Source organism: Paraglaciecola mesophila, assembly GCF_009906955.1.
Lineage (GTDB): Bacteria > Pseudomonadota > Gammaproteobacteria > Enterobacterales > Alteromonadaceae > Paraglaciecola > Paraglaciecola mesophila_A.
This window is the reverse complement of the sequence record NZ_CP047656.1, coordinates 1,336,538-1,360,912: the sequence shown is the minus strand read 5'-3', so window position 1 is coordinate 1,360,912 and position 24,375 is coordinate 1,336,538. Positions and strand designations below refer to the sequence as shown.

Genomic DNA, 24,375 nt, shown 5'->3' with positions numbered 1-24,375 from the left:
AAGGGAGGGGGAGTAAAACGCATGATGAGCAATACGCCACTGAGCGAGAAAGTCACTCAGTGACGAAATCAGTTTAATTCGGACGTTTATTTAGAAATATAGTGCGAAATAAGTGCAACTGACTCTGGTGCGCTATAGCTCATTGTGGCATTCGCAGCTATATCACCGCCTGCACTAGCTAAGATATTATCAAAGCGCATGATCAGGTTGTTTGACTTTTCTGCTACATACAAATGGCTACCCGAATACATAATATCAACTGGGTTACCTAAGTTGGTGCTGGCCCCACTGATATTTACGCTTATCTCGGTAAGACCATTTGCTGAGTCACCGGCGGAAATGACATACAATTTGCCGTCAGTTGCGTCAGCGGCACTGCCTACATCCGATAGTATTAGGCTACTTGACGCGGGATCAAAATCAATACCATGGATATTCGATGGTGCGAGTTGCGCGGTGCCTCCTACTGCTGGAATGATGGTACGATCTTGTGTGGTTATCGCTGTCATACCGCTATTCATACGGGCGGTTACTTCATCAAACACGGCAACTGTGCCATTGGTTAGGGCAACATAGGCTCGGTCTGAGTTGGCGTCATAATCTACGTCCCAGGGGCGAGCATTGTCGGCCATGTTTAAGGTTAGCACTGGTGCTGCATCGTCCGATGCGCACAATGAAAATACCAAGATACTTGGGGTGGTAGCATTGTTTTCAGCGACAAATATCAGGCCCCTTTGAGAGGCAATATCTAGGCCTTTAGGGGCAACAAGCCCTGTATTGTCACCTGATATAATTCTGTCTCTGGCGGTATTGAACGATTCCGTGTCGCGAGACTTAGCTACGCGATTGCCCACTAATATACCCGCTGTTCCTGAATCTGGATCATCAAAGGTTGCATAGGCATCTCCGGCGATATCAAATGCAACGCTTTCTATGCTTTGATTATAATCGTATCCACTAAGCTGAGTATTTAATGCTGTGTTAAATTTAGCAATCATACCAAAGGTATCAACACCTGCTGCTGGGTTTCCGCTTACTGCGATACCGTTAAAACTGACGTTAGGTGTGGCAATATCTGATGAGTCGGCATGCATGTTTGCTTGAGTGATTTCAACTAACGACTCAGGTTTAATACTGCTGGTGGTTAAGCTTGGTGCAATGTCTCCACTTGGGCCGGAAAAGATATTTGAAAACACCAGTATGGCATCGTTCGACTTCTCGGCAACGCGTAAATCTGTCCCGCTAAGTACGATATCGACTGGATTACCCAATAATGTCAATGGACCAGAGATAGCACGTGCAACGCTTACATTTCCATCGGCACTAGCGGCATTATCGATAACAAAAATAGCGCCGTCAGTGGCAGATGCGGCATCGCCAACATCACTGACAACCAGTTTGTTTGTCTCACGGTCGTAAACGATACCGTGAATGTTTACTGAAATTGTACTTTGGCTATCGTCACTAGGAGTGATAACGCGGGCAGGCATGGCAGCAAACCCACCGGATACGTAGTCGTCGTAAACAGCTATCGTTCCGTCGGTTAGTGCTACGAATAAGCGATCGTTGATTTCATCGTAATCCAAATCCCATGGTTTGGCGTCAGTTAAGGTTTCCGCTAAAGGGGCTACATCTCCCGCTGCGGCTGAGCCAAATACACTAATACGCATCCCGTTGAAGTCAGCTACCATGACCAAGCCAGCACTATGTGCTATGTCGATACCTTTAGGGTTTACTAAACCGGTGTTAGCGCCGGTAATTTCTCGGTCTTCAGTGTTATTAAACACGTTATCTTCTGAACGCTGTTGTATCCCACATAAAAAACGCACGCTGCCCGCTGTCGAATCGCCAGCGTGAACAATATTATTAAGTGCATCAAGGGCGATGCCCTCATTGTTGCCGCTAGAAAAGGTTTTTAGTTTGGCCGCATTCTGATCGACAAGATCAACCGTTCCTGCATTGTCAGGGCCATTGTTTGATATTAAAAATTGCGCTGCTGCAAAACCGGGTGTACCTGGTTGACCGTCATTACCCGGTGCACCCATTTCACCTTGCTCGCCTTGAGGGCCTTGGGCTCCGTCATCACCATCACAGGCTGTAAGTGATAAAGCGACGGATAGACCGATTAATGTAGTTACAAATTTTCGGGTTGATGTGTGGGTAGATTGTGTATTCCTGATCATGATATTTAGCTCCTTAAAGTAGCATAATTGCCATATTGCAAAGCGCGGAGAACGCGCGGTACATTTAAAGGAACGATTGACTAAGCCCAGTGGATGCAAAATTGTGACAAAAATATTCAAAATGACAAAAATTGCTAACTGCGAGCGGTGATTGTCAATGAACAAAACAGTGAAATAACCATCAAATTTGGTCAGTCTGCTCGCAACATTCATCGTAAGAGAATGCGTCAGCATTTATAATACTGTGTTAACGGTATCTAAAAGGGTTAGTCGTTACTGTGCACCGACGCCTTGTTCAAAATCTGTTGGATGAATTCTGACAGGTCAATTATTTACTGGAATAATGGTATTAAACAGGATGGCGCTCACATGTGATAATAATCACATTATTTATTTTAACTATTTGAATGTTTCGAGAAATAACAATGCGTAAAGTAGAAGAACTCGCTATTTTTGATGACATGCGTTGCCCATTTTGCCAGCAAGATAATCGGTGTAATAATGCGCAAATGGTTCAAAATACGCCAAAGCAAAAAGTACCAGAGGTGCAAACGCTCAGCCCTGAGCCAACTAAAAATGCAGGTAATGATCAACAACCGCTAAAACCACCAAATCAGGCTGATTGCTGGTGTTTTGTGACTTCGATTCCTCGAGCGCTTATTGATTTAGTGCCTGCGAACCGTCAGCATAAGCAGTGTATCTGCCAGCGATGTGTAAATGCTTTCACTCATGATCCGCACATGTTCCAGCGCCAGTATTGCAGTTGATGAACGAGTGATGGTGGCTTCTAATTGCCTATCCGTTATTAATTTCGCTTTGACGCTGGGAAAGCAGCCTAATAGTTTTACAACAAACCTTCACTTTGCAATATTGCTGCGAGTGCTTTTATGTGGGGAGGGCCAATTTCACAGCAGCCACCAATGATAGATGCCCCCTTGTTTACCCAGTGCATGGCGTGTGCGGCGTATTGTGCTGGGCTCATGTCATTGCGTCTTTCTAGTGCTTCTACTGTGTCTCCAGGGTAAAGCGCGTCGATAGACACAAAACCGTTCGCATATGCGCCTATCTGCGTATTTGAAGCTTGCATTAGCGGCCAGCATGCGCTGATTGCTTCGGGTTGACTGCAATTAAGCAATATCGCCTCAGGTGCAAGTGTGTCAAGTGCACTAAGTGCCTCTTCTAGGGACTCACCACTGCGAAGTTGTTCAGGGTGACTATCACTCACTGAAAATGCCACCCATACAGGTTTGCCGCTTTCTTTGGCGGCGGTACAGGCAGCTCGGGCTTCGCTGATAGATGACATGGTTTCACAAATAAAGATATCGCTTGCAGGTGACTGTAATTCCACTAGTTGACGATAACTATCAAGAGAATCCTCGAATGATAGAGAGACCTCAGGATGGTAGCTCGCGACGAGTGGTGGCAGGCTGCCGGCGATAGCCACATCATCACGCTGTGCCAGTTCAATTGCCTCTTGAGCTGCGCGCATCGCCGCCTGATGTAAATGTTCAAGTTGTGCGAGTTCGTTTTCACGCTTGAGGCGTTGAGGGGTTGCGGTGTAGGTATTGAGTGTAATGACGCGAGCACCATGTTCAATAAATTCGCAGTGTAAATCTCTGACCAGAGTCGGCTCATTCAGCATAATGTCAGCCGACCACATAGGAGTGACCTTACGGGAGCTTCGGCGCAGTAATTCTTGGCCCATGCCGCCGTCTAAGAGGGTAATTTTGCTCATCGGTTTTGTCACTTCTTATTAGTTCCTGCTGTTCTAATCTCTGTGGCTATGATGCCTTAATTCGACGTTTGATTCACGGCAACTGTCTGCTGTTTTTCCACGAAGTATGCATACTTCTATAAATCGGTTGAAATATCGGCGATGACCGTAGAAATAGCAAGTCACTGTAGGCATCGCAGCGAATTGTAGCCAGTCCATTCATTTGCAGCTTGTCACCTGCTTAGTCTAAGTTGCAAGTGTATTCTTTGTTTTAATGAGAACTTGTAAAATTCAGACTCGAAATATACGATGTGTATATGTTTTATATATACAGTGTTTGTTATGGGAATAATTAAAATATCTGATGAAGTGCATGACGAAGTACGAAAAAGCTGTCAGGTTATGTCACGCTCTATTAATGCTCAGGCGGAATTTTGGATAAAAATGGGGCGTCTAGCCGAGCTAAATCCAAACTTGACGTTTTCAGAGCTGATTGTGAAGGAACTGGAAAACGCAAACGCCGATAGCGTTTTGAAAGTCGTAAAATAGTATGCAAGTAAATATAAAAACCATAGAAGAAATTGAGTTGATGCGCTCGTCAGGAAGACTTCTAGCGCAAGTCTTTCACATGCTAGACGATTTTGTGCAAGAAGGGGTGTCTACGTTAGAGATTAACAATCAAGTCGATGACTTTATTCGAAATACCTTAAATGCAAGACCCGCAAGTGTAGGGCAATACGGCTATCAATTCGCGTTAAACTCTTCCGTAAACGAAGTGGTTTGTCATGGTGTACCGCGTGATAGCTACCGGCTTAAATCACGAGATATTATTAACCTAGACATCACACTTGAGAAGAATGGCTTTATCACTGACTCTAGCAAAATGTACGTAATGACGGAGGCTGACCCTCTGGCCAAACGCCTTGTTAAAACGACCTACGAGGCTATGTGGGCAGGTATTAACAAAGTAAAGCCAGGAGCGACGTTAGGGGATATTGGCGCAGCAATACAAACCTTAGCAGAGGGAAAAGGTTATTCTGTGGTCAAAGAGTTTTGTGGGCACGGGATAGGCCGAGAAATGCATGAAGAGCCGCAAGTGCTTCACTATGGAAAGCCAGCAACAGGAATATCCTTGCAACCGGGCATGACGTTTACCATTGAACCAATGATTAACCAAGGCAAGGCGAAAACTAAGACCAAGAAAGACGGCTGGACAGTGATTACCGCTGATAAAAAGCTTTCTGCTCAGTGGGAGCACACTATTTTGGTCACGCAGACGGGTTATGAGGTGTTAACGCTTAGACAAGAGGAAGCGGACCTCGTTTAGACACGGTTTATCACAAAACACCTTCGTAAAAAGGCCCTAGCGCCGAGTGGGTCAAATCTCGTCAAGGTCGTGAGCCAGCGTTTTCTCTGTAAATTATAAGGACATGGCTCACAATCGTAGCTGCAAATGGGGCCCCGCCAAATAGTTAAACGAGCAACGATCTAATTGTCTGCATTGAGCGCGAAATAGCTATTCATTTTCATTCGTGTGTTGATTCAGCCCAGCCGATTCTTTCTCTGCAGTGGCAATGTAAGTAATCCTTACTCGGCCGCAGCGTTATTCCTACAAAGCCCCGTTTCGGTCGAGCTCGAGCGCCAACGGTGGGGGCTAATGTGTAATTTTTTCCACTGCATATACATTCGATGTCAAAATTTCATTCATCATCACTACTATTTTTCGCCACTTGCAGAGTAAACAATTGCCTCGAGGATAAGGAGCATAACGTTTGCACTTAAAAATAATTCATTTGGCATATCTATTGCTGTTTTTAAGTCGAAGTAGATAGCAAACCAACAGTTGTAGATCTTAAAATTAAACAGGAGATGCAAAGTGAAAACATTCCAAGATAGATATAACCTTCATGTTGATGTTGAAGCCATTGAAAATTATGTAGATGGAACTTTCCGCAAGCTTAATCGTACTACTCGCTCGTTACATAAACCGACCCCCCACCACCGCAAAGAAAAATGGCAGGAACGCGACATAAAACATTTATCCAGCCATTAATCACCTTTACTCAAATTTGATTTATTTAATGCAGATTTACGTTTGAAGGAGTCTTTGAGAATGAAAACCAATCAATTTACGATGCAGGATCCGAGAAGCCAATATCAGATGGGGAAAACTGAAAAAGACGGCGAACAACCTGATCCAGGGCTGGATGAAATACTGGATCCTAAAGCGGATCACGGCGAAAACACGTATGAGGGAAGCAATCGATTAAAGGGGCGTAAAGCACTCATCACAGGTGGAGACTCTGGGATTGGCAGAGCAGTAGCTATCGCATTTGCTAGGGAAGGGGCCGATGTTGTGATTAATTACTTAGCCAGTGAAGAAACCGATGCGAAAGACACTTTAGACATATTAAAGGCCAGCGGCAGTGATGCTTGGGGGATTGCAGGGGATGTATCTGATGAAGAATTCTGTAACAGCCTAGTGCGTCACAGCGTAGAGAAGTTAGGTGCAATCGATATACTGGTTAATAATGCAGGAAAGCAGCAGTTTGTTGCCGACCTAGAAGATTTAACCACAGAGCAATTTTGTCAAACATACGCAACGAACGTATTCGGTATGTTTTGGATTACAAAAGCTGCAGTAAAACATATGCCCCCAGGGGCCAGCATTATCAATACCACCTCTATTCAGAGTTATCAGCCCTCAGCTGGGCTTTTAGACTACGCCTCGACTAAGGGAGCTATTACTAGCTTTACCAAAAGTTTAGCGAAAATGGTGATAGATAAAGGCATAAGGGTTAATGGTGTCGCCCCCGGACCTATTTGGACGCCATTACAGCAAAGTGGGGGACAACCAGCCGAAAAGTTACCGAAATTCGGTGAAAATGTACCAATTGGGAGACCAGGGCAGCCCGCTGAATTAGCACCGGTTTATGTCTATTTAGCGTCGCAAGAATCCAGCTATGTAACGGCTGAGATAATGGGCGTAACGGGCGGGCAACACCTTCCTTAGCACGATTACTTTCTGCTAACTCATGTGTTGTCATACTGTTTGTGGCGTCCAGCTGACTTAATATCATCCGAATTTAGCCGAGTGAGAATGTTTCTCGGCTCCAATATATTCTTAGATAATGTATCGAATTAATATTTAGCTAAGTGATTAGTTGTCTGACCATTAATACTCAGACAGACTTATTAAGAATAAAATACAGCATTACTTCTTTTCTTGATTTTCATCAACTTTCTGATCTTTCATGAATTCTTCAAGGGCAGAACCTGGATCTTCTTCTCCTGCTATTGATTGCGCAATCGGGCTTCCCGCTTGTGCTTCTGAATCTTGCAATGCATCATCTTGTTCAATGGTGTCATCGTCTTTTTTAACTGAATCATCATCTTTTTTTTCTAAGCTTTGATCTTTATTATTCATCTGAATACCTATTTTTATCTGGGTTGATATTACCGAGCTTTACTCTTTTTCAAAGAGTTAAATTGCATAATTGATCTATATGCAACATTCCCACTTCTATAAATTTGCTGATTGTTTAGCCGTTTCATTCTGAGCGTTTACACCTCGAATTCTCGTTGCAAAGGCTTTATGTCTAATGCGGTTTCAATTGACATGCCAAATATTAGTGAATTGACGATCCCCTTAATTGGTCAGGAATAGCGAAGAGAGCTAAGAGTCGAAGAAATATCGCTTACATTTTTGAGTTGAGTAAGAAGGAAAAATATACTCGGCGTTGTAACTTTTTCATTTATTGAAGATTGATATCGCTACTCCCTTGCAGGGCAAATGAGCGAGGAATTTTCGTGTCGCGTTGCTGCTAGTAGCATCTGGATGAAAAGTAACAAAAAGAGCGATTTGAATGATAAGCGAGGATCTGAAAAACCATTAGGCAGCCTAGTTCACGTCCAAAATATGTATAGGTCGCGAACGTGGCTTTGAACCATTTACAACCCTCTGGCATAGCTGGATAGTATTCCAATGCCGCTGCAAGATCATAGGGGTCTTAAACTAGACAATCATTTGCAATGCACTGTAATCAGCTATCTAAAATATAGATAAAGGAATGACGCTAGCAGTATCAAAATCGTAGTACTCGCTTTGCCCGCTATAATGCTTTTGGTTTTAGAGACGCCATTTGCAATTAAAGCCTTAGCGACAAAGAAGTAGCTGAACAGCACTGATACAATTGCGATGGCAAGCAGAACCAAAACGGTTTCTTGGATTGTAACGATTGATTGTTCCATTTTCTCCCTCATTAATTTCTGTGCCGCACAGGATGCACGCCTAACAGGCATCGCACCTAAAGGAATGACTATCTATATTAGATTGCGCAATTCCTTTCGACAATCCATTGGTTTTGCTCATCTTTGTCCGGTAAGGAAATGATCGTGTGAACCTGAATCACTGAAAACGAAAGTCTAGCTTGGGTGATAACTAGTTGTGTTATTTTTATCTTGGATGCCTCTGTCATTTCTGTCACTTTTCTTGTAAAAACCAAGCATTGAATTTAGTTCTATTTTTAAGGAGATAAATGAGTCTTACACCTGAGTTTAAGCAGCAAGTCATTAGTCATTTAGAGCAACTAAGTGAGGCGTTGCAAGCAAGGCTTAGTTCCTTACTTGAATATGAATATCCTCAAGAGGTGACCACATTGGCGTTTGAGGTTGCTGTAGATGGGTTTTCGTCTGGGTTTCCGGTAAAAGTCAGCTTTTTGGATAAAGACAATAATGCACATTTTATCTGTGTTGATGGAAAAACAGAGACTGGCGTGTCCAGTGCGAGTAACTTGTTAACGATTGAGCACGTATACCCTAATGAACTTGAAGATGAATACATCAATATGGATGATTCACTTGACCCCTGGGAGATTGCCACCACAGCTTTGATTGAGTGGTTTTCTTCACGTTGGTTAGCCGCCAAGGGGCAAGATTTTGAGCTAAATGCCTTTATCGCTCCCCATGATAGCCACTATGAGTTCAATTTAGTGCTTAGCAAATGGCAAGAGCGATAGTGGCATTTAACATCAACACAAATATGCATACTGTGCGATTTGGTTTAATAAGTGTGTCATACAGTAACGGTTAGGTGTAAATGAATAAAGAAGACAAACATAAATTACGTATTCGGCGGGAAATTGAAAAGCGAGGGTTAACCTCAATAATGAATAACACGAAATGGAGAGCGTTCTGTGATGCTATGTATAAAGCACTTCCATTTCCGCCGCCGTATATACGAAAGGACGTGCTAGACAGTGATGCACAACCCTTTGCTGAAGATGTGTGGTATATCGGTGATTACGACGAAGGGATACATCCTTTTTACTCAATTGAATGGATAGCCGTTCGACCGAGGCGTGTGATCCCCAGAGGAAGGTTAATAAAAAACGAGCTCGAAAGTATTGAAGCACAATTTATCGAGGTACTTAATAAGCAACATATTCCTTATCAACACAAAGAGGATGTGTTTTTTATTTATGGTTATGCGAATGACTTTTCTGGTATCTCTAAAAATGAGTAAACGTTTGACATTAATTCAATATCAAAAAAGTAGGGGGTAACTCCTACTTGAAATTCTAGCCAACCTCTATGTTGGTAATTGCTAGTACTATTTCTAGAGAATTACCGCCGCATGACACTAAGCCACCCAAATTCGATAAGGAGCGCATTCAACATCCTATGAAATATAAGAATCTCATCATTGAAGATGCACATCCCCCAGCGCAAGCGTCAGAAATTAACCTGTTAGAGGAAATGCTTAAAAAGCAGCTTCCAAATGATTACAAATCCTTTTTACGGTCCTGCAACGGAGGATATTTAGATTACGATATTCTGCTAGAGGTGGGTAAAACGTCAGCTGAATATTTATCCTTTTCCACTCTCTACCCGTTAAGTTGTGAAGATGAATGGGAGTCCAACCCGTTCGAATTGAATCAGGCCAAGCAGCAAGCAGACTTTCCTAACGTCGGCGTTTTGCCCATTGGTGGGGATGGCGGGTCTAGTGTACTTTACTTAGATCTGCGAAATGGGGGACAGGTTGTCGCTTCTGTGTCTGGGCTTCCACAATGGACAGGCTTACGCCAAGAAAGCTCATTGGTGCTAGTGGCAAATTCGTTTAATGAGTACCTGAACAAGCTAACCATTTTGGATGAAACGATAAAACATCACATTGAGAATTTTCTCGTATCTGAAGAAACGGTCGCATCTACGCTTGAATGGTTTGACTCTATTGGACCACAATGGCGAGGTAAATTTGGCGCGTTGTGGAACGAGTATGTGCCGTTTAAACAGGTGTAAAACTGATTCAGTGTCTGTGAATTAAGAGATAGATAACTGAACGTTTGGCTATGGCAGAAGTGTAATCTTGACAATACATCTTGCTTGGTCAGAACAATTAAATAGAAATTTGGAGGTTCATTGAATAACGAAGATTTTATTACCACCATCGAACAGGTGGTCGCGAAAGCTGCGATTAATGACACCATCAGTACCTTGTCGTCACCGCCAGGCAGAAAGCCTGATGGATCCTTGATTCAACAATCTGTGTGGTACAACAGCCTAAGTGATAGTGACCAAGACATGTTGAAACGTATAGTCTCGCGCGCTGTTAACGAGTCGGTATTTGGTTTTCTGTGTGTACTTGATGGTGTTAGGGCTATTTCTGATGCACATGAGACGAACGAACTCACGTTAACTCACAAAGAGACTGTGCTTAATGACGCGCATAAAGAATACCTGCATGATTTATATAGAAACGTGTAGCAAGTGGTTAAATATGCTTGGCTTTTTCTTTAGCATCCTTGTGAGGCGCACACAAGGGGGTTGTAAATGAGAATACTTAATGGGGTTATCAGCCAAAACCTTGATAAGTTGCCGTGTATAACCGTTCTAGCAGAGCATGATAACCAAGGAGTATCCCATGCCCTTTACAATATCTGATGAGCAATTAGTGCTAACTGAACAAGCCCTAAATGCAACCTTGCCAGAGGAATATCGACAAGCGATGAAAGTCGATAATGGAGGTGAAATAAATACAGATGAAGATGATTGGATATTATACCCAATTAAGGATACGTCAGACAGAAAAAGGCTCTCGCGAACGTGTAACCATATACTCAATGAAACTATGGCATGTCGTGGCTATGAGCACTTTCCTCAAAACGCTGTTGCCTTAGCTGGCAATGGGGTGGGGGATCAATTGATATTTCTAAAAGAAGGGGGACAATTTCAAGATAAGGTCTTTCTATGGTTTCATGAAACCGGTGACGTGCAAATGTTGGCCACGTCTTTCGATAAGATAGTTATACCAATTCCATTAAATAATTGGCCTCTCAGAATTCATCCAGCGGGTTTTGAACAAGGCGTCGGTGTGTAGTAATGGTTGTTCCCTTTCAAATACCGAGAACGTAGTGCAAAACCCGCTGGGGAATTCCCTTCGGGCGAATTTTAAAAGGACTTACTCTGTGTTGCTCAAACTTGAAAGAGCACAGGTTAGTTTTTAATAAAGGGCTATCGTTTAAGCGCCTTGATTAAGTCCTTTTAAATTTTCGCTGAGTGGTTAATTATTTAATGGAATTGGTATTAGGCTCTGACATACGTTTTTCTTGCCCTTAAAGAAAGGCAATGATCTACCTTCAGTATCGCAAAACCTAAAGTGAAAAGGGTAACCACAAATTGAATTTACTGCATAAAAGCATACATGAAACTTTGCCTGACGAAATGTACGTCCCTGAACCTCTAGCTAAGTTATTTGATTGGATTGAGCACCATGGGTTTATTAAAGAGACGAAGGAAGGTCGTGTAGGGTATTTATATCCGATCGAAACGTTAAGAAATCAATGGACGGGCGAAGAACGACCAGGTGGAACGATCATAGAGTTTTACGCTGAACAACAAAGTGACGACTTTTACCTTGTTCATGAAGGTATTAAAAACAGATTGCGTATATTTGCTCGCACTGGTGGAGATGGCTCAGTGGCTGCTTTTTGGCTGGATGATAAGAGAGAACAAAAAATTGTGCATATTGGCTCAGGCTCCGGTTCGGTTTTAGCCTGTGTGCTAGCCGAAACCGCTGTGGATTTTCTTCGCTTACTGGCCATTGGTTATGATGAAATATGTTGGAATGACGATTTCGATAAAACACCTGAGCAGAGCTTCGAGGAAAATGAATTTAAGGTAGAACCGAATGTTTTGTTCCAGCAATGGGTGGTCAATGAATTCGACACCTCTATCCCAATTACGGCATTAGACATCGTTAAATACCCCGCTGAGTTTGGTGATGAAAACTCAGAGGACGAATTTTGTAAATGGCTGGATAGACACAGCGGCTAACCCAAAGCTGCTAATCATATAAAACGAAGCGCTCTTACTAGCCAGCGAGCGGGCTTGTTCTTAATAGCCAGCAAGCGGGCTTACTAGGTCAAACAAATGACTGTTGTCGAATAAGCTTGCATCGGTGCTTGCGAGGGTGGCCGTTTGGGCATCGACACTGACTACTGTCAATACGTGCGTTTCTTCATTGGTCAGTATGTTGAACACATCTCCATTTTGACCAGGCAAGGCTTCGCTTTTAATTAATTGAAATCTATCGCCTTTTGCTACGCCCATTTCACTACCGATGTTAATGACGATGTGCTGGTTGTTTTTATGAATAATTTGCCCGAGCGATTTCTGACAGGTCAAGGTATTGCTGATATCAATCACAGCGCTGTTGATGGTATTCAAAACGACTCGGCCGTAATCACTGCGCCAGAATAAACTGTTATAAGTATCCACAGTGTAGGTGGCATTAAAATTCCAGTCGGCTTCGCCATGATAGCTTTGGTTAACCAGCATTTTGTTATTGAACGCATCAAACAAATACAACTGCATGGTAAAATTCCGTCTTAAAGCAACCTCATCACTGATAAGCCCTTTGGTCGTCTGTTCAAACAGGCTAATGTCTCTGATATAGCCAAAAAGTACAAATTGGCTGTGATACTGATCTGCTAAGTGGCGCGCAGTGTCTGAAATGTAACCGAAGGTCGGCTCTTGCAGAACACTTTTAGGAATGAACACCTGATTAATCAGCTGCACCTTGGCCACCAACTCATCTGAGAATAACTGCTGCTCTACCCGTTTACTGACTTGAGGGCCTAAGTCGAAAATTGCACCATAACTGGCTTGAGTGGGTTTAAGTACGGGGAGTTGGGTGACAAGCAGAGCCCGCATGTAGTTGTCATGGCTACAATCAAATAACGGCTCGATATCTACTTTTACGTATACATGCAAAATATCGTCGATAACTTCTTCACTGAGAATATCGACCCGTCTAATTTTGCCTTCACTGCGTAGTTCGGTTTTGCTGCTTTGCAGTAGGCCGTCTAAAGAAATGTCTTTAGCGGTGATCATTATCCCGTGCTGAAATGATGCATCGGCGATGGCGTTTTTAATCGCCGCAGCGCGAATAACATTTAAGTCAGCCCCATCAACCGCAAGCTGAGCGTTGCCTTGATACCATACCGCTAACGCGGGTTGACTAAATAGACTAACAGCGAAAACGAGGAGTAATAGTGTACTTGAAGAGCGGAGTAGCGTGTTCATTTACTCAAGAATACCAAATAGTTTGCCTAGCAAGGATGACTCTTGGTTGTCTTGCTGTTCCCCTTTACCGCTAAATTCGATGCGCGAGTTACCGACTTTAACCGAACTGACGGTGTTGTCGTTATCGATATCGGTTGGGCGTATCTCGCCAGAAAACCGAATAAACTCCTCACCTTTGTTCAGGGTCATCCATTTTTCACCGGCCACGAGTAAATTTCCGTTAGGCATGATTTCAAGCACGTAAACTGTGACATCCCCTTCCAGTGAATTGTCTTGTTTAGTTTCAGCGGAGCTATCAAATTCGTTTTCCTGTTCGAAATCAGCATTCAGTTTGTCGCCATTAATTTGTAATGGCCCAGCGTTTACTGTGACAGGGTCGAGGGTAAAATTACCACTTTTGTCTCGACTGTAATTGAGGGTTTTCTTCGACGATGTTTTTTCCGCTAGCTCCACCAAAATCATGTCGCCCACACGATACCGATTATTCCGTTGATACAAACCGACTAAGTTATCAGGGTCAAAAAGAGAGCCAGTAGGCACTTTTACCGCCGGAAAAGGGTCGATTCTCACTGGACGAAAGTCAGGATCTCCACGCTCAATGTCTGTTTTTGTTGTTTGGATCGCTCGTTGTTTTACATTGGGGTTGGTAGGGCTACTGGCTATCACCTGTTCATCATTGGTGATAGGCGTACTACAAGCGGTAATAACAAGTACCAAAAGTAGCGTTAAGATTCTGATTAACATGACATTAAACTACATTTAGAGAACGAATATAGATGTTCGCACATTCATTTGACGCTTGTCTGTATGACGAGTGTCAAGGTTGTGTAATGAAGCGTCAATTTTGCAAAGATAGGTAAATAAACTGACTGGTGAAGTTCTATTTTGCTATGACTGATATCAAAATCACGTTTACATTTATGTTAATCAGGGGACAGGGTGAGCATCATTGATCAATTCTCGTTAAGTCAATTTAGCGAGACAGACACGGCAGTATTAAGCAATGTTCCACCCAATGCTACTCATGCTGCATCGGCGACGAGTTCATCGCTTGAAAGTAGTACTGGAGTAGGTGCGTATTTCGCGGATATTCTGGCCAGTCTGCAGGGGGCCGCTGGTGAATTCATAGAGAATGATACGCCTAGTGTTACGTCGCAAGCCATAGACTCAAGTGCTACCGAAAATGATACGACGGCCGCATCGACGCTGGCGACTGGTTCTGCTGTAAGTGGTGTGTTTTCAGCGCTTTTATCTATGGATGACACGAGCGATAACAGCGAGAAAAATCTAGAGGATGCTTCGCCCGAAGCGATAATAAGTAAGGTGTTAAGTGCTGATGAAAGTATTGCGCAAATTCAGCAGCAATTAATGGCATCTCTAAATGCTAATTTATTCGGCGGTTTGCTAGGGGAGAGCGCCGGTGTGGATAGCGCCAGCGCTTTAATGGCTGGACTTGGCTCATCATTTTCTGAAGAGTCATTATCCACCATGCAGTCGAATTTACTCACGAGCTTACATTCAAGTTTATTCAGCGGCCTTACCAGTTCTGATGAAAATGCTGTGTCAACCATTGGATTAGAGCAAGGGATACCCTCAACCTCAAAACGTGTTGTGGATGATGTGCAATCAAGCTATTCCCTTTTACAGAACATAAGTAAGGTTTCTTTCGGTGAAGACGGTTTGGGTTTGAATGAACTGTTTGATACGGTCAACATTGCGCAGCACATTCCTATTCTGTCGAGCTTATATCAAGATATGACTGGGGAGGGTATGAGTGCGGCGGCAAGTCTAGCTGGGGGCTTTTTATATGGTGGCCCAACCGGGCTCGCTTTATCAGCGGCCGATCTAGTGGTTAAAGGCGTGACCGGTACTACGGTTAGCGATGCAATAGTCGATTTTGATTACGCTGGCACGTTCTTTGGTGATCACCCTGAGGCGGCAGCTGCGCAAGAAGCCTTAAAAACCAGTGACGCACCAATTGAAGAATCAAGTAATGCATATCAGTTTGTCTCTCGGCTTTTCTAACCGATTGATGACTTAGCTAGCAAGACGTAAGCATGATGATTGCATGAGGTAATGCTCTAGATTGTTTAATCGCTACAACAAAAGGAGCCTCAATGCCCGTAATCGAACCCGCTAACGGAATTTCAACTGAGCTTGATCCTTACCAACCTCAGACGCTGGTAAACATTCAAACACCAGACTGGAGCAAGGATGCCGTTATTTATGAAATTAATCTCCGTCAATTTACCAGAGAAGGTACATTTCGCGCAGCCGAAACGCATTTACCTCGATTAAAGCAGCTTGGTGTGGGTATTTTATGGCTGATGCCTATCCATCCCATAGGTAAGAAGAACCGTAAAGGCTCCTTGGGTAGCCCCTATGCTGTAAGAGATTACTTCGCCCTAAACTCTGAGTTCGGCTGTATTGAGGACATGCGTCATTTCGTGGATTATGCCCATGAATTAGGGCTTTACGTCATCATTGATTGGGTGGCGAACCATAGTGCCTGGGACAATGTGTTGGTTGAGCAACACCCAAATTGGTATGCCACTGACATTGAGGGGAATTTCACCCCCACGCCCTGGTGGGATTGGAACGATATAATAGACTTTGATTACAGTCAGCCTGAGCTGAGAGCCTATATGGCCAGTGCTATGCGCTATTGGGTCAACGAAACAGACATTGATGGGTATCGCTGTGATGTGGCTGGCTTTGTACCACAGGACTTTTGGGTATTGGTACGTAGGCAGTTAGACGCAATTAAACCCGTGTTTATGCTTGCAGAGTGGGAATCTCGCGATTTGCATTACGATGCATTTGATATGAGTTACGCTTGGTCATGGAATGAAGCCATGCACGGCATCGCGCAGGGGAAACTGCCCCTGAGTAAACTTTACAAATATTATTCATGGAATGAGAAATCCTTTCCTCAAGCATCCATGCGTATGACCTTTGTCAGTAATCACGATAAAAACGCCTGGGACGGCACCCAGTTCGAGCAGTTCGGCGACGCGTTAGAGTGCGCCATTGTGTTATCAGTATTAGGGGAGGGCATGCCATTAATTTATAACGGGCAAGAGGCTGGTAATCCAAAGCGCTTGGCTTTTTTCGAACGAGACCCTATCGACTGGCGAGGTCATCGCATTGGAGACTTGTACACGGATTTGATTGCTTTAAAAAAAGCCCACAGTGCTTTGCACAACGGCCAGTGGGGGGCACGAATGATGCCCATCACTAACTCTCACCCTGACAAGGTGTTCAGCTTTATGCGTCAGGATAAAGCCAGTAAGGTCATTGTCATGCTTAATCTAAGTGGTGAGTCAATCCCTTTATCATTAACATCAAGGGCCGTATTTGGCTCAGTAGAGGATTGGCATACGGGTGAGCGTATTGAGTTGACGAGCAAATGCGAATTTAACCTAGGGCCTTGGCAATGGTTGATTTTCACTGCGTAACGAATGGCTGAATGCATGGCGAAACCATAACGATAATCAGGCCGGTCATTATCGCAGTGTAGTGACGCCGCTATCGCTATAGAGACACCCATGCTAATTATCGCTATAGAGACACCCATGCTAATGACGGTCAGTCTTGGTTGTAATCTATTCGAGGCATGTTGCTTTCACCGTCCTAAAACCAACGAAAGTGGCTCCTGTTTATTCTCGATAAACTAGCGGTGATAGGAAACTGATTGAACGGTGGCGCCAAAGGCTAAAGGAGGGGGTCCATGTAACGCTTTGTTGGAATTTTTATCATGGGTGTCCATATAACGTTTTTGGATGGGGGCCATGTAACGTTTTTAGAATATTTATAAAGATACCCACGACGCTGATCGGGCAACTTTAACGTTGCGCTAGTCGGGCGTTTTGTCTTGGATAGCATCGGCATTGTGTCATCAAGTTAATTGCTAGAGCGACATCCTCGGATGCGGGAATGGAGGATAGCGCAATGAATTCAGTTTAGGTGGCAATAATAATTTATCGATTAAAGGCGATTAAACTCTGAAAATCTAGCGATTATTTGGCATAATCCTCCTCTTTTTCCGTAAAGGTATGTGCGCCGTTCGTTATGTCCAAGTCTTCTAAACTGTTTGCCCCTGAGGGTATTTTATCTCAAGCAATACCCGGATTCACGGTGCGCCAAGCGCAAACCGATATGGCGAATGCAGTAGAAGAGGCAATCGAGCACAAGTCGGCTTTGATTGTAGAGGCTGGAACAGGCACAGGTAAAACCTTTGCCTATTTAGCCCCTGCGCTACAAGCAAAAAAGAAAACTATCGTCTCAACAGGCACTAAAAACCTGCAAGAGCAGCTTTATCATCGAGATTTACCCCTAATTAAAAAAGCCATTGGGGTCAATGGTAAAATAGCCCTGCTTAAAGGGCGTTCTAATTATTTGTGCTTACATCGCCTTCGTCAGCATGGTGGCAGTAGTACCTTGCTTGACAAGACCACAATGGTTGAACTGTCTGATGTACGCCGCTGGGCCACATCAACTAAAACCGGTGACATGGGGGAGATGAAAACCCTCGCTGAAGATGCCAAAGTACTGCCGTTTGTTACTTCCACGGTAGATAATTGCTTAGGTAAGGACTGCCCCGATTACGAAGATTGCTACATGATCAAAGCGCGGCGCAAAGCACTCGATGCAGATTTGGTCGTGGTTAATCACCATTTATTTTTCGCTGATATGGCCCTTAAGGATACCGGGTTTGGTGAGCTAATCCCTGAAGCTGACGTGGTGATATTTGATGAGGCCCATCAAATACCCGATATCGCCAGCGAGTACTTTGGTGAAGCGTTATCTAGCCGCCAATTGCATGATTTAAGTCGTGATTTAGAGATGGTGTACCGCACCTCGCTTAAAGACGCGAAGCAACTCCATACGGCAGGTGAAAAATGCAAAATGATTTCAGCTGATTTGCGTTTGTTGTTTCCTGAGCAGGCACAAAAGGGCAACTGGCGAGAAATGTTAACGCGCAGTGACGTGCAAACTCAAATCAGCAAGTTAACCGATTCACTCAATGTTTTGTATGAAGTGATCAAACTACATTTGAGCCGAGACAAAGACTTAGACAGCATTTTTGAACGGGTTAGTGACGCCAGAATGAAACTGACGCGCTTGACCGACGCCAACCAAAAGGGCGTCAGTTTGTGGTACGAAACCACCATGCGTCATATTGTGCTGCATCTAACCCCTTTGAGCATCGCGGCGAAATTTTCTAAAATTGTCTCATCGCCAGAGCGCACCTGGGTATTTACCTCAGCAACATTAATGGTCGGGGATGGGTTTGAGCACTTCCAGCGCCAAATGGGCTTGCAGCAAGCAAAAACACTTTCTCTTGATAGTCCATTTAATTATCAAAAGCAGGCCATGCTGTGTGTGCCACGTTTTTTACCTGAGCCTAATGCCAGAGAGATGCGCCAAACCCTACTCGATATTTCGCTTAAATTGATTGCTGCCAGCGGTGGGCGTTGTTTCTTGCTGTTCACTAGCCATGCTACATTGCGAGCGATTGCTGCTATGTTAGAAGACAAGGTCGATAATCCAATTTTAGTACAGGGCACCACCACGAAGCGTGCGCTGCTGGAATCCTATGTAAATAGCGATAATGCAGTTTTGCTTGGAACGGGTGCGTTTTGGGAAGGCGTGGACGTAAGAGGGAATGATTTAACCTGTGTGTTAATTGATAAGTTACCGTTTGCCTCACCGGATGACCCATTACTGCAGGCGCGAATTGAAGATTGTCGCAAAGCGGGTGGCAATCCATTTGCTCAACTACAAATTCCGCAAGCTGCCATTGCGTTAAAGCAAGGGGCAGGGCGTTTGATACGCGACGAAACTGACAGAGGTGTTTTGGTTATTTGTGATAACCGCTTAGTCACGAAAGACTACGCAAAGACATTTTTACGCAGTTTGCCGGATATGCAACGAACGCGACACTTGCCAAATGCGCTGGCGTTCCTTGAAGAAATCCATGAGGATGCCCAGCAAGCAAAAAAAGCGCTTAAGGCCATTAAAAAATCTGCAGACGAACAAAATTTGCAAGCTGTAAAAGCCGGAGCTGACCAAGCAGAAGAAGGCCACTCAGCACCAGCGAACACAGCGGATACAAGCGACATCTTAAAGAAGGAAATACAGTGAATCTTTTGATCATTGATACGGCAACAGAGGCGTGCTCTGTTGCGCTCAATATAAACGGCCAACACTTTGAGCAATTTGAAATATGCCCTCAGCAACATAGCCAGCGTATATTACCCATGATTGAGGACTTACTTAATCAAGCTGGTGGGACACTCGCGCAACTTGACTATTTAGGCTTTGGACAAGGCCCGGGCAGTTTTACCGGCGTGCGTATAGCCACAGGTATTTTGCAAGGCTTAGCTCTAGGTACACAATTGCCCGTGGTAGGGGTATCTACATTAGCGACGATGGCACAGCAAGCGATAGATGAACACCAAGCGCAAGATATATTTTGTGCCATAGACGCCCGTATGGGGGAAGTGTACTTTGCGCACTATCAAGCATGCGACGGCCTAGCAACACTGGTTGGCCATGAGCAAGTGTTACCCCCAGAGGAAGCTGCTGACATTCTTTTGCAAAAGTCCACAACATCATCATTTGGGGTTGGCACAGGTTGGGCGGCGTATGATGCTCTGCTAGGTAATGTCGAGAGTGAACGACAACCAAAGGTGTTAGGTGCTGTTCTCTATCCAAATGCGAAATACATGTTGCCTTTGGTAGAAAACGCGGCCAAAGCGGGGCTTGCTAAAGAGATAGAAGAGGTCGAACCGGTGTATTTGCGCGATAAAGTTACTTGGAAAAAGCTACCAGGGCGAGAGTAATAACCATATTGCCTAGCCATATGGGGAATAGCAAAGCTGGGTAAACCTGTGCTATAAGTAAACAACGATGTGTTAACTCTGTATTGCTTCTGCCATGTCTTTAATACATCGTTATCTGTTTAATTGAGTGAATAAGAGGGTCACGTGAGAGTCGAATCGTCCGTTAGCGCATTGCAACGCCCATTGCACGACAATGCAATTAAGCGCAACAAGCAAGAAGATAATGCCAAGCAAGATGTGGCATCGGCGTTTGACGGTGCTAAAAATGTACAGGACATTATTCGCAGTGGCTCAGTAGAAGCGTTCAGCCAAGCAGATACATTTCGTCAGCAAGCCAGTGCTGACGATACCTCAACCTTTAGTTCGCAAAACGCGATTGATATCTATCAGAGTGTGTCCAAAGAAGAGCGACGCAGTGAGATTCAGCAAATGTTAGGCGTTGATACCTTCGCTTAAGTGCCAGTTAGCAACGCTTTCTTGTTGTTTAAATAAGCCTTTTAGAGTCACTACCTTAGTAAAACTGTCCCTTAGTATGCTTCCTGCCTGTAACGTTTTGATACAAGCCATTTAAAGATTGTTAAGTTCTGCTTTAGCCAGATCTGTAGTATCGTTAGTTCATTGATGTATTTTTGTCGAGGTCGTTATGTACACTAAAATAGGTTTCCTATTCGTTACAATGTGGTTAGCAGGTTGTTCAACACTTCCGGAGCAAATTCAGTTACCTGATGAGACGAACTTGATTACGTATCAAGAAGCGGCGTCGAAATCTAAAGATGTTTTAGGTCAGAAGGCTCGTTGGGGCGGGGTGATAGCTAAAGTGGAAAACAAACCCAATGATACACTGATTGAAATGGTGTATTACCCGCTGCGCAGTTATGGTCGTCCACTGCAAGGCGATGAAAGTATTGGGCGCTTTCGGGTTTATGTAAGTGGTTTCTTAGATCCTATGGTGTATAAGAAAGGCCGAACCATGACCTTTACCGGTGATTTCGTGCGCTTAGAGAAAGGTATGGTAGGTGAGCATGAATATGTGTTTCCGACACTTGCTTCAAGTGGCTATTACTTATGGAAAGAGATTCAGCAAGTTGATGTGAATATGATAAGCGTTTGGCCTTATGATTACTGGCGATACGGTTGGTACAATCGCCCGTTCCACAACCGGCTGATTATACGTAATACGCATCGCACACGAAGTAGCCCAGCAAAATCGAAGTCGTCAGCTAAGGCGAAAAGCAACTGATTTAGCGAGTGTTGCTGTAAAAAGCAGATGAAACGGCTACTCATGTCATACCTTTTTGGTATCTCTGATAGCCGTTTTTTTATGGATAAATCATGCAAGAAATGAATATAAAAGACATTCGTAAACAAGAACTTGAATTTCCCCTGCGCAATATCACGCTCCGTGGCCTAGGTTTTGGCAACCCCTCTAAACCCCTTATTGTTGCGTTACATGGTTGGCTAGACAATGCCGCCACATTTGAACCACTGGCCGGCTATTTAACCGATTTTTATTTGGTCTCACTGGATCTCGCTGGTCATGGTAAATCTGATCACCGCAGTAAAGATGCCCACTATCATTTAGTTGACTTTGTTTATGACGTACATGAGGTGGTCGAGTCTCAAGGCTGGGATAATTTTATTTTACTGGGGCATTCGATGGGCGGCATTATCGGCTCTATGTATACCAGTTGCTTTCCAGAGAAGGTGAGTAAATATATAACAATCGAATCCTTAGGGCCGTTTACTAAAGAAAGTGAAAGTAGCCCAGCACAATTACGTGAATCTATTGAGAGCCGTTTAGCCGGTGCGGCGAGTACGGGCAAGCATCCGTCAAATAAGCAAAGTGTTATTCGCGCACGCGCAATTGCCGGTGGATTTTCAGAGGATTGTGCAGCGATATTAGTTGAGCGTAATCTCACAGAGATAAACGGACAACTTGAATTCACTACAGATAGACGACTGAGAACGTTTTCTTCTTTACGACTTACCGAAGAGCAAGCTCAGGCATTTTTAGAAGCCATTACTTGTCCGACCATTTTAATCATTGCGGATAACGGTTACGAAATAGTGAAAAAAAACGCCGAACTACGAAAAAACTGGATAAAGCAGGTTAAATTCTTGCAAGCCCCAGGGTCACATCATCCGCAGCTGGATAATCCGCAGGCAGTTTCTGCGCATATATTGCACTTTGTACACGAAAATTAACTATTTATGGTTAAAATGTTAATTATTTGTAGGGATCTGCGTTTATCTTTCTATAGCCTTTGGGTATTATGCGGCGCAATAAGTAGTATAATACCGTCGACCATCGCATTTGTGCATTTTTCTGTGGTCGAGGTGGCGCCGAGGAGGCAATGTGGAAAAGTCCTGGTTAAAGAGTTATGACGCTCGAGTACCTCATGAAATCAATCCTGATAGTTACGCTTCTATAAACGATATATTTGAACAGGCTGTATCAACTTACGCTGACAGCGTGAGTTATATCAATTTAGGTCAGTCGATCACTTTCAAAGAGCTTGAGCAAAAATCTAAGCAATTCGCAGCTTACCTTCAACATTCTGGCTTAAAAAAAGGCGATGCGGTCGCTATTATGATGCCTAACTTGCTGCAATATCCTATTGCGTTGTTTGGCGTGCTGCGTGCTGGAATGGTCGTGGTCAATGTTAACCCTCAATACACCGCACGGGAACTTAAGCATCAACTCAATGATGCTGACGCCAAAGCCATTATCATTGTTGAAAACTTTGCGTGCACATTAAGTGAAGTGATTGATGACACCCCGATTCAGTCTGTTTTGCTCACGCAAATAGGCGATATGTTAGGAGTGCCTAAGAAATGGCTGACTAACTTTGTTGTTAAATACGTGAAAAAAATGGTTCCTGCTTATACCTTGCCCTCTGCTATGCAGTTTATGGACGCAGTGAAAGAAGGGGCAAGCAAATCCTATGAGCGGCCGAATGTGTGTGGCGATGATATTGCGTTTTTGCAATACACAGGGGGAACGACAGGTGTATCGAAGGGCGCTATGCTCTCTCATAGAAATATGGTGGCTAACTTAGAACAAGCTTCGGCGATTTTAAATACCGTAACCGAGCCCAATAAAGAATTGGTCGTCACTGCTCTGCCGCTTTATCATATCTTCGCATTGCAGGCGAACTGCTTGTTGTTCCTAAAACTAGGCTGTGCCAATTTATTGATCACCAATCCCAGAGACATGACCGCGTTTGTTAACGAGCTAGGTAAGTATCCCTTCACTGTGTTAACCGGTGTCAATACGCTGTTTAACGGTTTACTTAATACCCCAAGTTTTGCTGAACTTGATTTTTCCAATGTGAAGTTTTCTCTTGGTGGTGGTATGGCGGTGCAGCGCTCTGTCGCTGAGCGTTGGTATAAACTAACCGGTCACGTGCTACTTGAAGGCTATGGTCTAACAGAGTGCAGCCCTATTGTTAGCGTTAACCCGCCTCAGTTAGAACAATACAACGGTTCAATTGGTTTGCCGTTGCCCTCGACTGATATTCGGTTAGTTGATGACAATGGGGTAGATGTCGGCATCGGCGAGCCAGGAGAAATGTTAGTTAAGGGTCCGCAGGTAATGTTAGGGTACTTGAACAGACCTGATGCGACCGATGAGATCATAAATGATGGCTGGTTGGCCACAGGGGATATTGCCCGCTGTGACGAAGACGGCTATTTCTATATAGTAGATCGTAAAAAAGACATGATTTTGGTGTCAGGATTTAATGTATTTCCGAATGAAATAGAAGAAGTCGTAGCCATGCATGATGGGATTGTTGAAGTCGCTGCGGTAGGTGTTCCCCATGAAGCATCTGGCGAAGTGGTGAAGTTGTTCGTGGTTCGCCACGATGACAGCCTATCAGAGCAAGACGTGATTGAGCACTGCCGTAAACACTTAACTGGATACAAGGTTCCGAAAAAAGTTGAGTTTAGAGACGAGCTTCCAAAATCGAATGTTGGTAAGATACTGCGCAGAGAACTTCGCGACGAGAAATAATGGCAGCGTTCAAGACGCTTGTGATTGTTT

Annotated in this window: 24 protein-coding genes; 19 read left to right on the top strand and 5 right to left on the bottom strand. The window is 44.0% G+C overall.

Features of this window, described 5'->3' with window-relative positions; all coding sequences use genetic code 11:
- Window positions 1-86: 86 nt before the first annotated feature.
- Entirely contained in the window at window positions 87-2,183 is a 2,097-nt protein-coding gene (locus FX988_RS05840) for a collagen-like protein (RefSeq protein WP_160178755.1), read from the bottom strand.
- 425 nt (window positions 2,184-2,608) lie between these two features.
- Here FX988_RS05840 and FX988_RS05835 point away from each other — a divergent pair, with 425 nt between their 5' ends.
- The gene (locus FX988_RS05835; protein WP_160178754.1) at window positions 2,609-2,950 is read left to right on the top strand and encodes a cysteine-rich CWC family protein; all 342 of its coding nucleotides are present in this window, start codon (window positions 2,609-2,611) and stop codon (window positions 2,948-2,950) included.
- 77 nt (window positions 2,951-3,027) lie between these two features.
- On the opposite strand, the gene FX988_RS05830 is transcribed toward FX988_RS05835, so the two are convergent.
- The gene (locus FX988_RS05830; RefSeq protein ID WP_160178753.1) at window positions 3,028-3,918 is read right to left on the bottom strand and encodes a homocysteine S-methyltransferase family protein; all 891 of its coding nucleotides are present in this window, start codon (window positions 3,916-3,918) and stop codon (window positions 3,028-3,030) included.
- Window positions 3,919-4,239: 321 nt separating this feature from the next.
- Between FX988_RS05830 and FX988_RS05825 the strand changes: the two genes are divergently transcribed.
- From FX988_RS05825 to FX988_RS05815, 4 genes are all read left to right on the top strand, one after another.
- Window positions 4,240-4,446, top strand: coding sequence for a ParD-like family protein (locus FX988_RS05825; RefSeq protein WP_160178752.1), 207 nt, complete (start codon window positions 4,240-4,242; stop codon window positions 4,444-4,446).
- A gap of 1 nt (window position 4,447) precedes the next feature.
- Window positions 4,448-5,224 (top strand): type I methionyl aminopeptidase, encoded by a 777-nt coding sequence (gene map / locus FX988_RS05820; RefSeq protein ID WP_160178751.1) that lies wholly within the window; start codon window positions 4,448-4,450, stop codon window positions 5,222-5,224.
- A gap of 549 nt (window positions 5,225-5,773) precedes the next feature.
- The gene (locus tag FX988_RS21620; RefSeq protein WP_201751637.1) at window positions 5,774-5,950 is read left to right on the top strand and encodes a hypothetical protein; all 177 of its coding nucleotides are present in this window, start codon (window positions 5,774-5,776) and stop codon (window positions 5,948-5,950) included.
- 60 nt (window positions 5,951-6,010) lie between these two features.
- Complete coding sequence (locus tag FX988_RS05815; protein WP_160178750.1) at window positions 6,011-6,910, top strand: SDR family oxidoreductase; 900 nt, start codon at window positions 6,011-6,013, stop codon at window positions 6,908-6,910.
- 201 nt (window positions 6,911-7,111) lie between these two features.
- Here the strand turns inward: FX988_RS05815 and FX988_RS05810 are convergent, their stop codons facing one another.
- Complete coding sequence (locus FX988_RS05810) at window positions 7,112-7,324, bottom strand: hypothetical protein (protein ID WP_160178749.1); 213 nt, start codon at window positions 7,322-7,324, stop codon at window positions 7,112-7,114.
- A gap of 1,111 nt (window positions 7,325-8,435) precedes the next feature.
- On the opposite strand from FX988_RS05810, the gene FX988_RS05800 reads away from it, so the two are divergent.
- From FX988_RS05800 to FX988_RS05775, 6 genes are all read left to right on the top strand, one after another.
- A complete protein-coding gene (locus FX988_RS05800; RefSeq protein ID WP_160178747.1) occupies window positions 8,436-8,915 on the top strand; it encodes a hypothetical protein in 480 nt (159 codons plus the stop codon).
- 80 nt (window positions 8,916-8,995) lie between these two features.
- Window positions 8,996-9,421: a DUF6678 family protein gene (locus FX988_RS05795; RefSeq protein WP_160178746.1), complete on the top strand. Its 426-nt coding sequence runs from the start codon at window positions 8,996-8,998 to the stop codon at window positions 9,419-9,421.
- A 68-nt stretch (window positions 9,422-9,489) separates the two neighbouring features.
- The gene (locus FX988_RS05790) at window positions 9,490-10,197 is read left to right on the top strand and encodes an SMI1/KNR4 family protein (protein WP_160178745.1); all 708 of its coding nucleotides are present in this window, start codon (window positions 9,490-9,492) and stop codon (window positions 10,195-10,197) included.
- Between the two features lie 120 nt (window positions 10,198-10,317).
- Window positions 10,318-10,662: a hypothetical protein gene (locus FX988_RS05785; protein ID WP_160178744.1), complete on the top strand. Its 345-nt coding sequence runs from the start codon at window positions 10,318-10,320 to the stop codon at window positions 10,660-10,662.
- A 157-nt stretch (window positions 10,663-10,819) separates the two neighbouring features.
- Window positions 10,820-11,275, top strand: coding sequence for an SMI1/KNR4 family protein (locus FX988_RS05780; protein ID WP_160178743.1), 456 nt, complete (start codon window positions 10,820-10,822; stop codon window positions 11,273-11,275).
- Between the two features lie 299 nt (window positions 11,276-11,574).
- Window positions 11,575-12,231 carry an SMI1/KNR4 family protein gene (locus FX988_RS05775; RefSeq protein WP_160178742.1) on the top strand — a complete coding sequence of 219 codons (657 nt, stop codon included), beginning with the start codon at window positions 11,575-11,577 and terminating at the stop codon, window positions 12,229-12,231.
- A gap of 60 nt (window positions 12,232-12,291) precedes the next feature.
- Here the strand turns inward: FX988_RS05775 and FX988_RS05770 are convergent, their stop codons facing one another.
- Together FX988_RS05770 and FX988_RS05765 are read right to left on the bottom strand one after the other, a co-directional pair.
- A complete protein-coding gene (locus FX988_RS05770) occupies window positions 12,292-13,482 on the bottom strand; it encodes a flagellar assembly protein T N-terminal domain-containing protein (protein ID WP_160178741.1) in 1,191 nt (396 codons plus the stop codon).
- Window positions 13,483-14,226 (bottom strand): flagellar basal body L-ring protein FlgH, encoded by a 744-nt coding sequence (locus tag FX988_RS05765; RefSeq protein ID WP_160178740.1) that lies wholly within the window; start codon window positions 14,224-14,226, stop codon window positions 13,483-13,485. It abuts the gene before it with no gap.
- A gap of 195 nt (window positions 14,227-14,421) precedes the next feature.
- On the opposite strand from FX988_RS05765, the gene FX988_RS05760 reads away from it, so the two are divergent.
- From FX988_RS05760 to fadD, 8 genes are all read left to right on the top strand, one after another.
- Complete coding sequence (locus tag FX988_RS05760) at window positions 14,422-15,507, top strand: hypothetical protein (protein ID WP_160178739.1); 1,086 nt, start codon at window positions 14,422-14,424, stop codon at window positions 15,505-15,507.
- A gap of 92 nt (window positions 15,508-15,599) precedes the next feature.
- The gene (locus FX988_RS05755; protein ID WP_160178738.1) at window positions 15,600-16,940 is read left to right on the top strand and encodes an alpha-amylase family glycosyl hydrolase; all 1,341 of its coding nucleotides are present in this window, start codon (window positions 15,600-15,602) and stop codon (window positions 16,938-16,940) included.
- A gap of 613 nt (window positions 16,941-17,553) precedes the next feature.
- The gene (locus FX988_RS05750; protein WP_160178737.1) at window positions 17,554-19,629 is read left to right on the top strand and encodes an ATP-dependent DNA helicase; all 2,076 of its coding nucleotides are present in this window, start codon (window positions 17,554-17,556) and stop codon (window positions 19,627-19,629) included.
- Window positions 19,626-20,330, top strand: coding sequence for a tRNA (adenosine(37)-N6)-threonylcarbamoyltransferase complex dimerization subunit type 1 TsaB (gene tsaB, locus FX988_RS05745; protein ID WP_160178736.1), 705 nt, complete (start codon window positions 19,626-19,628; stop codon window positions 20,328-20,330). The genes FX988_RS05750 and tsaB overlap by 4 nt, the downstream gene beginning before the upstream one ends.
- Before the next feature lie 144 nt (window positions 20,331-20,474).
- Window positions 20,475-20,786, top strand: coding sequence for a hypothetical protein (locus tag FX988_RS05740; protein WP_160178735.1), 312 nt, complete (start codon window positions 20,475-20,477; stop codon window positions 20,784-20,786).
- A 187-nt stretch (window positions 20,787-20,973) separates the two neighbouring features.
- A complete protein-coding gene (locus FX988_RS05735; RefSeq protein WP_160178734.1) occupies window positions 20,974-21,570 on the top strand; it encodes a Slp family lipoprotein in 597 nt (198 codons plus the stop codon).
- 92 nt (window positions 21,571-21,662) lie between these two features.
- Window positions 21,663-22,535 carry an alpha/beta fold hydrolase gene (locus FX988_RS05730; RefSeq protein WP_160178733.1) on the top strand — a complete coding sequence of 291 codons (873 nt, stop codon included), beginning with the start codon at window positions 21,663-21,665 and terminating at the stop codon, window positions 22,533-22,535.
- Between the two features lie 151 nt (window positions 22,536-22,686).
- Window positions 22,687-24,345, top strand: a complete 1,659-nt coding sequence (gene fadD, locus FX988_RS05725; protein ID WP_160178732.1) for a long-chain-fatty-acid--CoA ligase FadD — start codon at window positions 22,687-22,689, stop codon at window positions 24,343-24,345.
- Window positions 24,346-24,375: the final 30 nt, after the last annotated feature.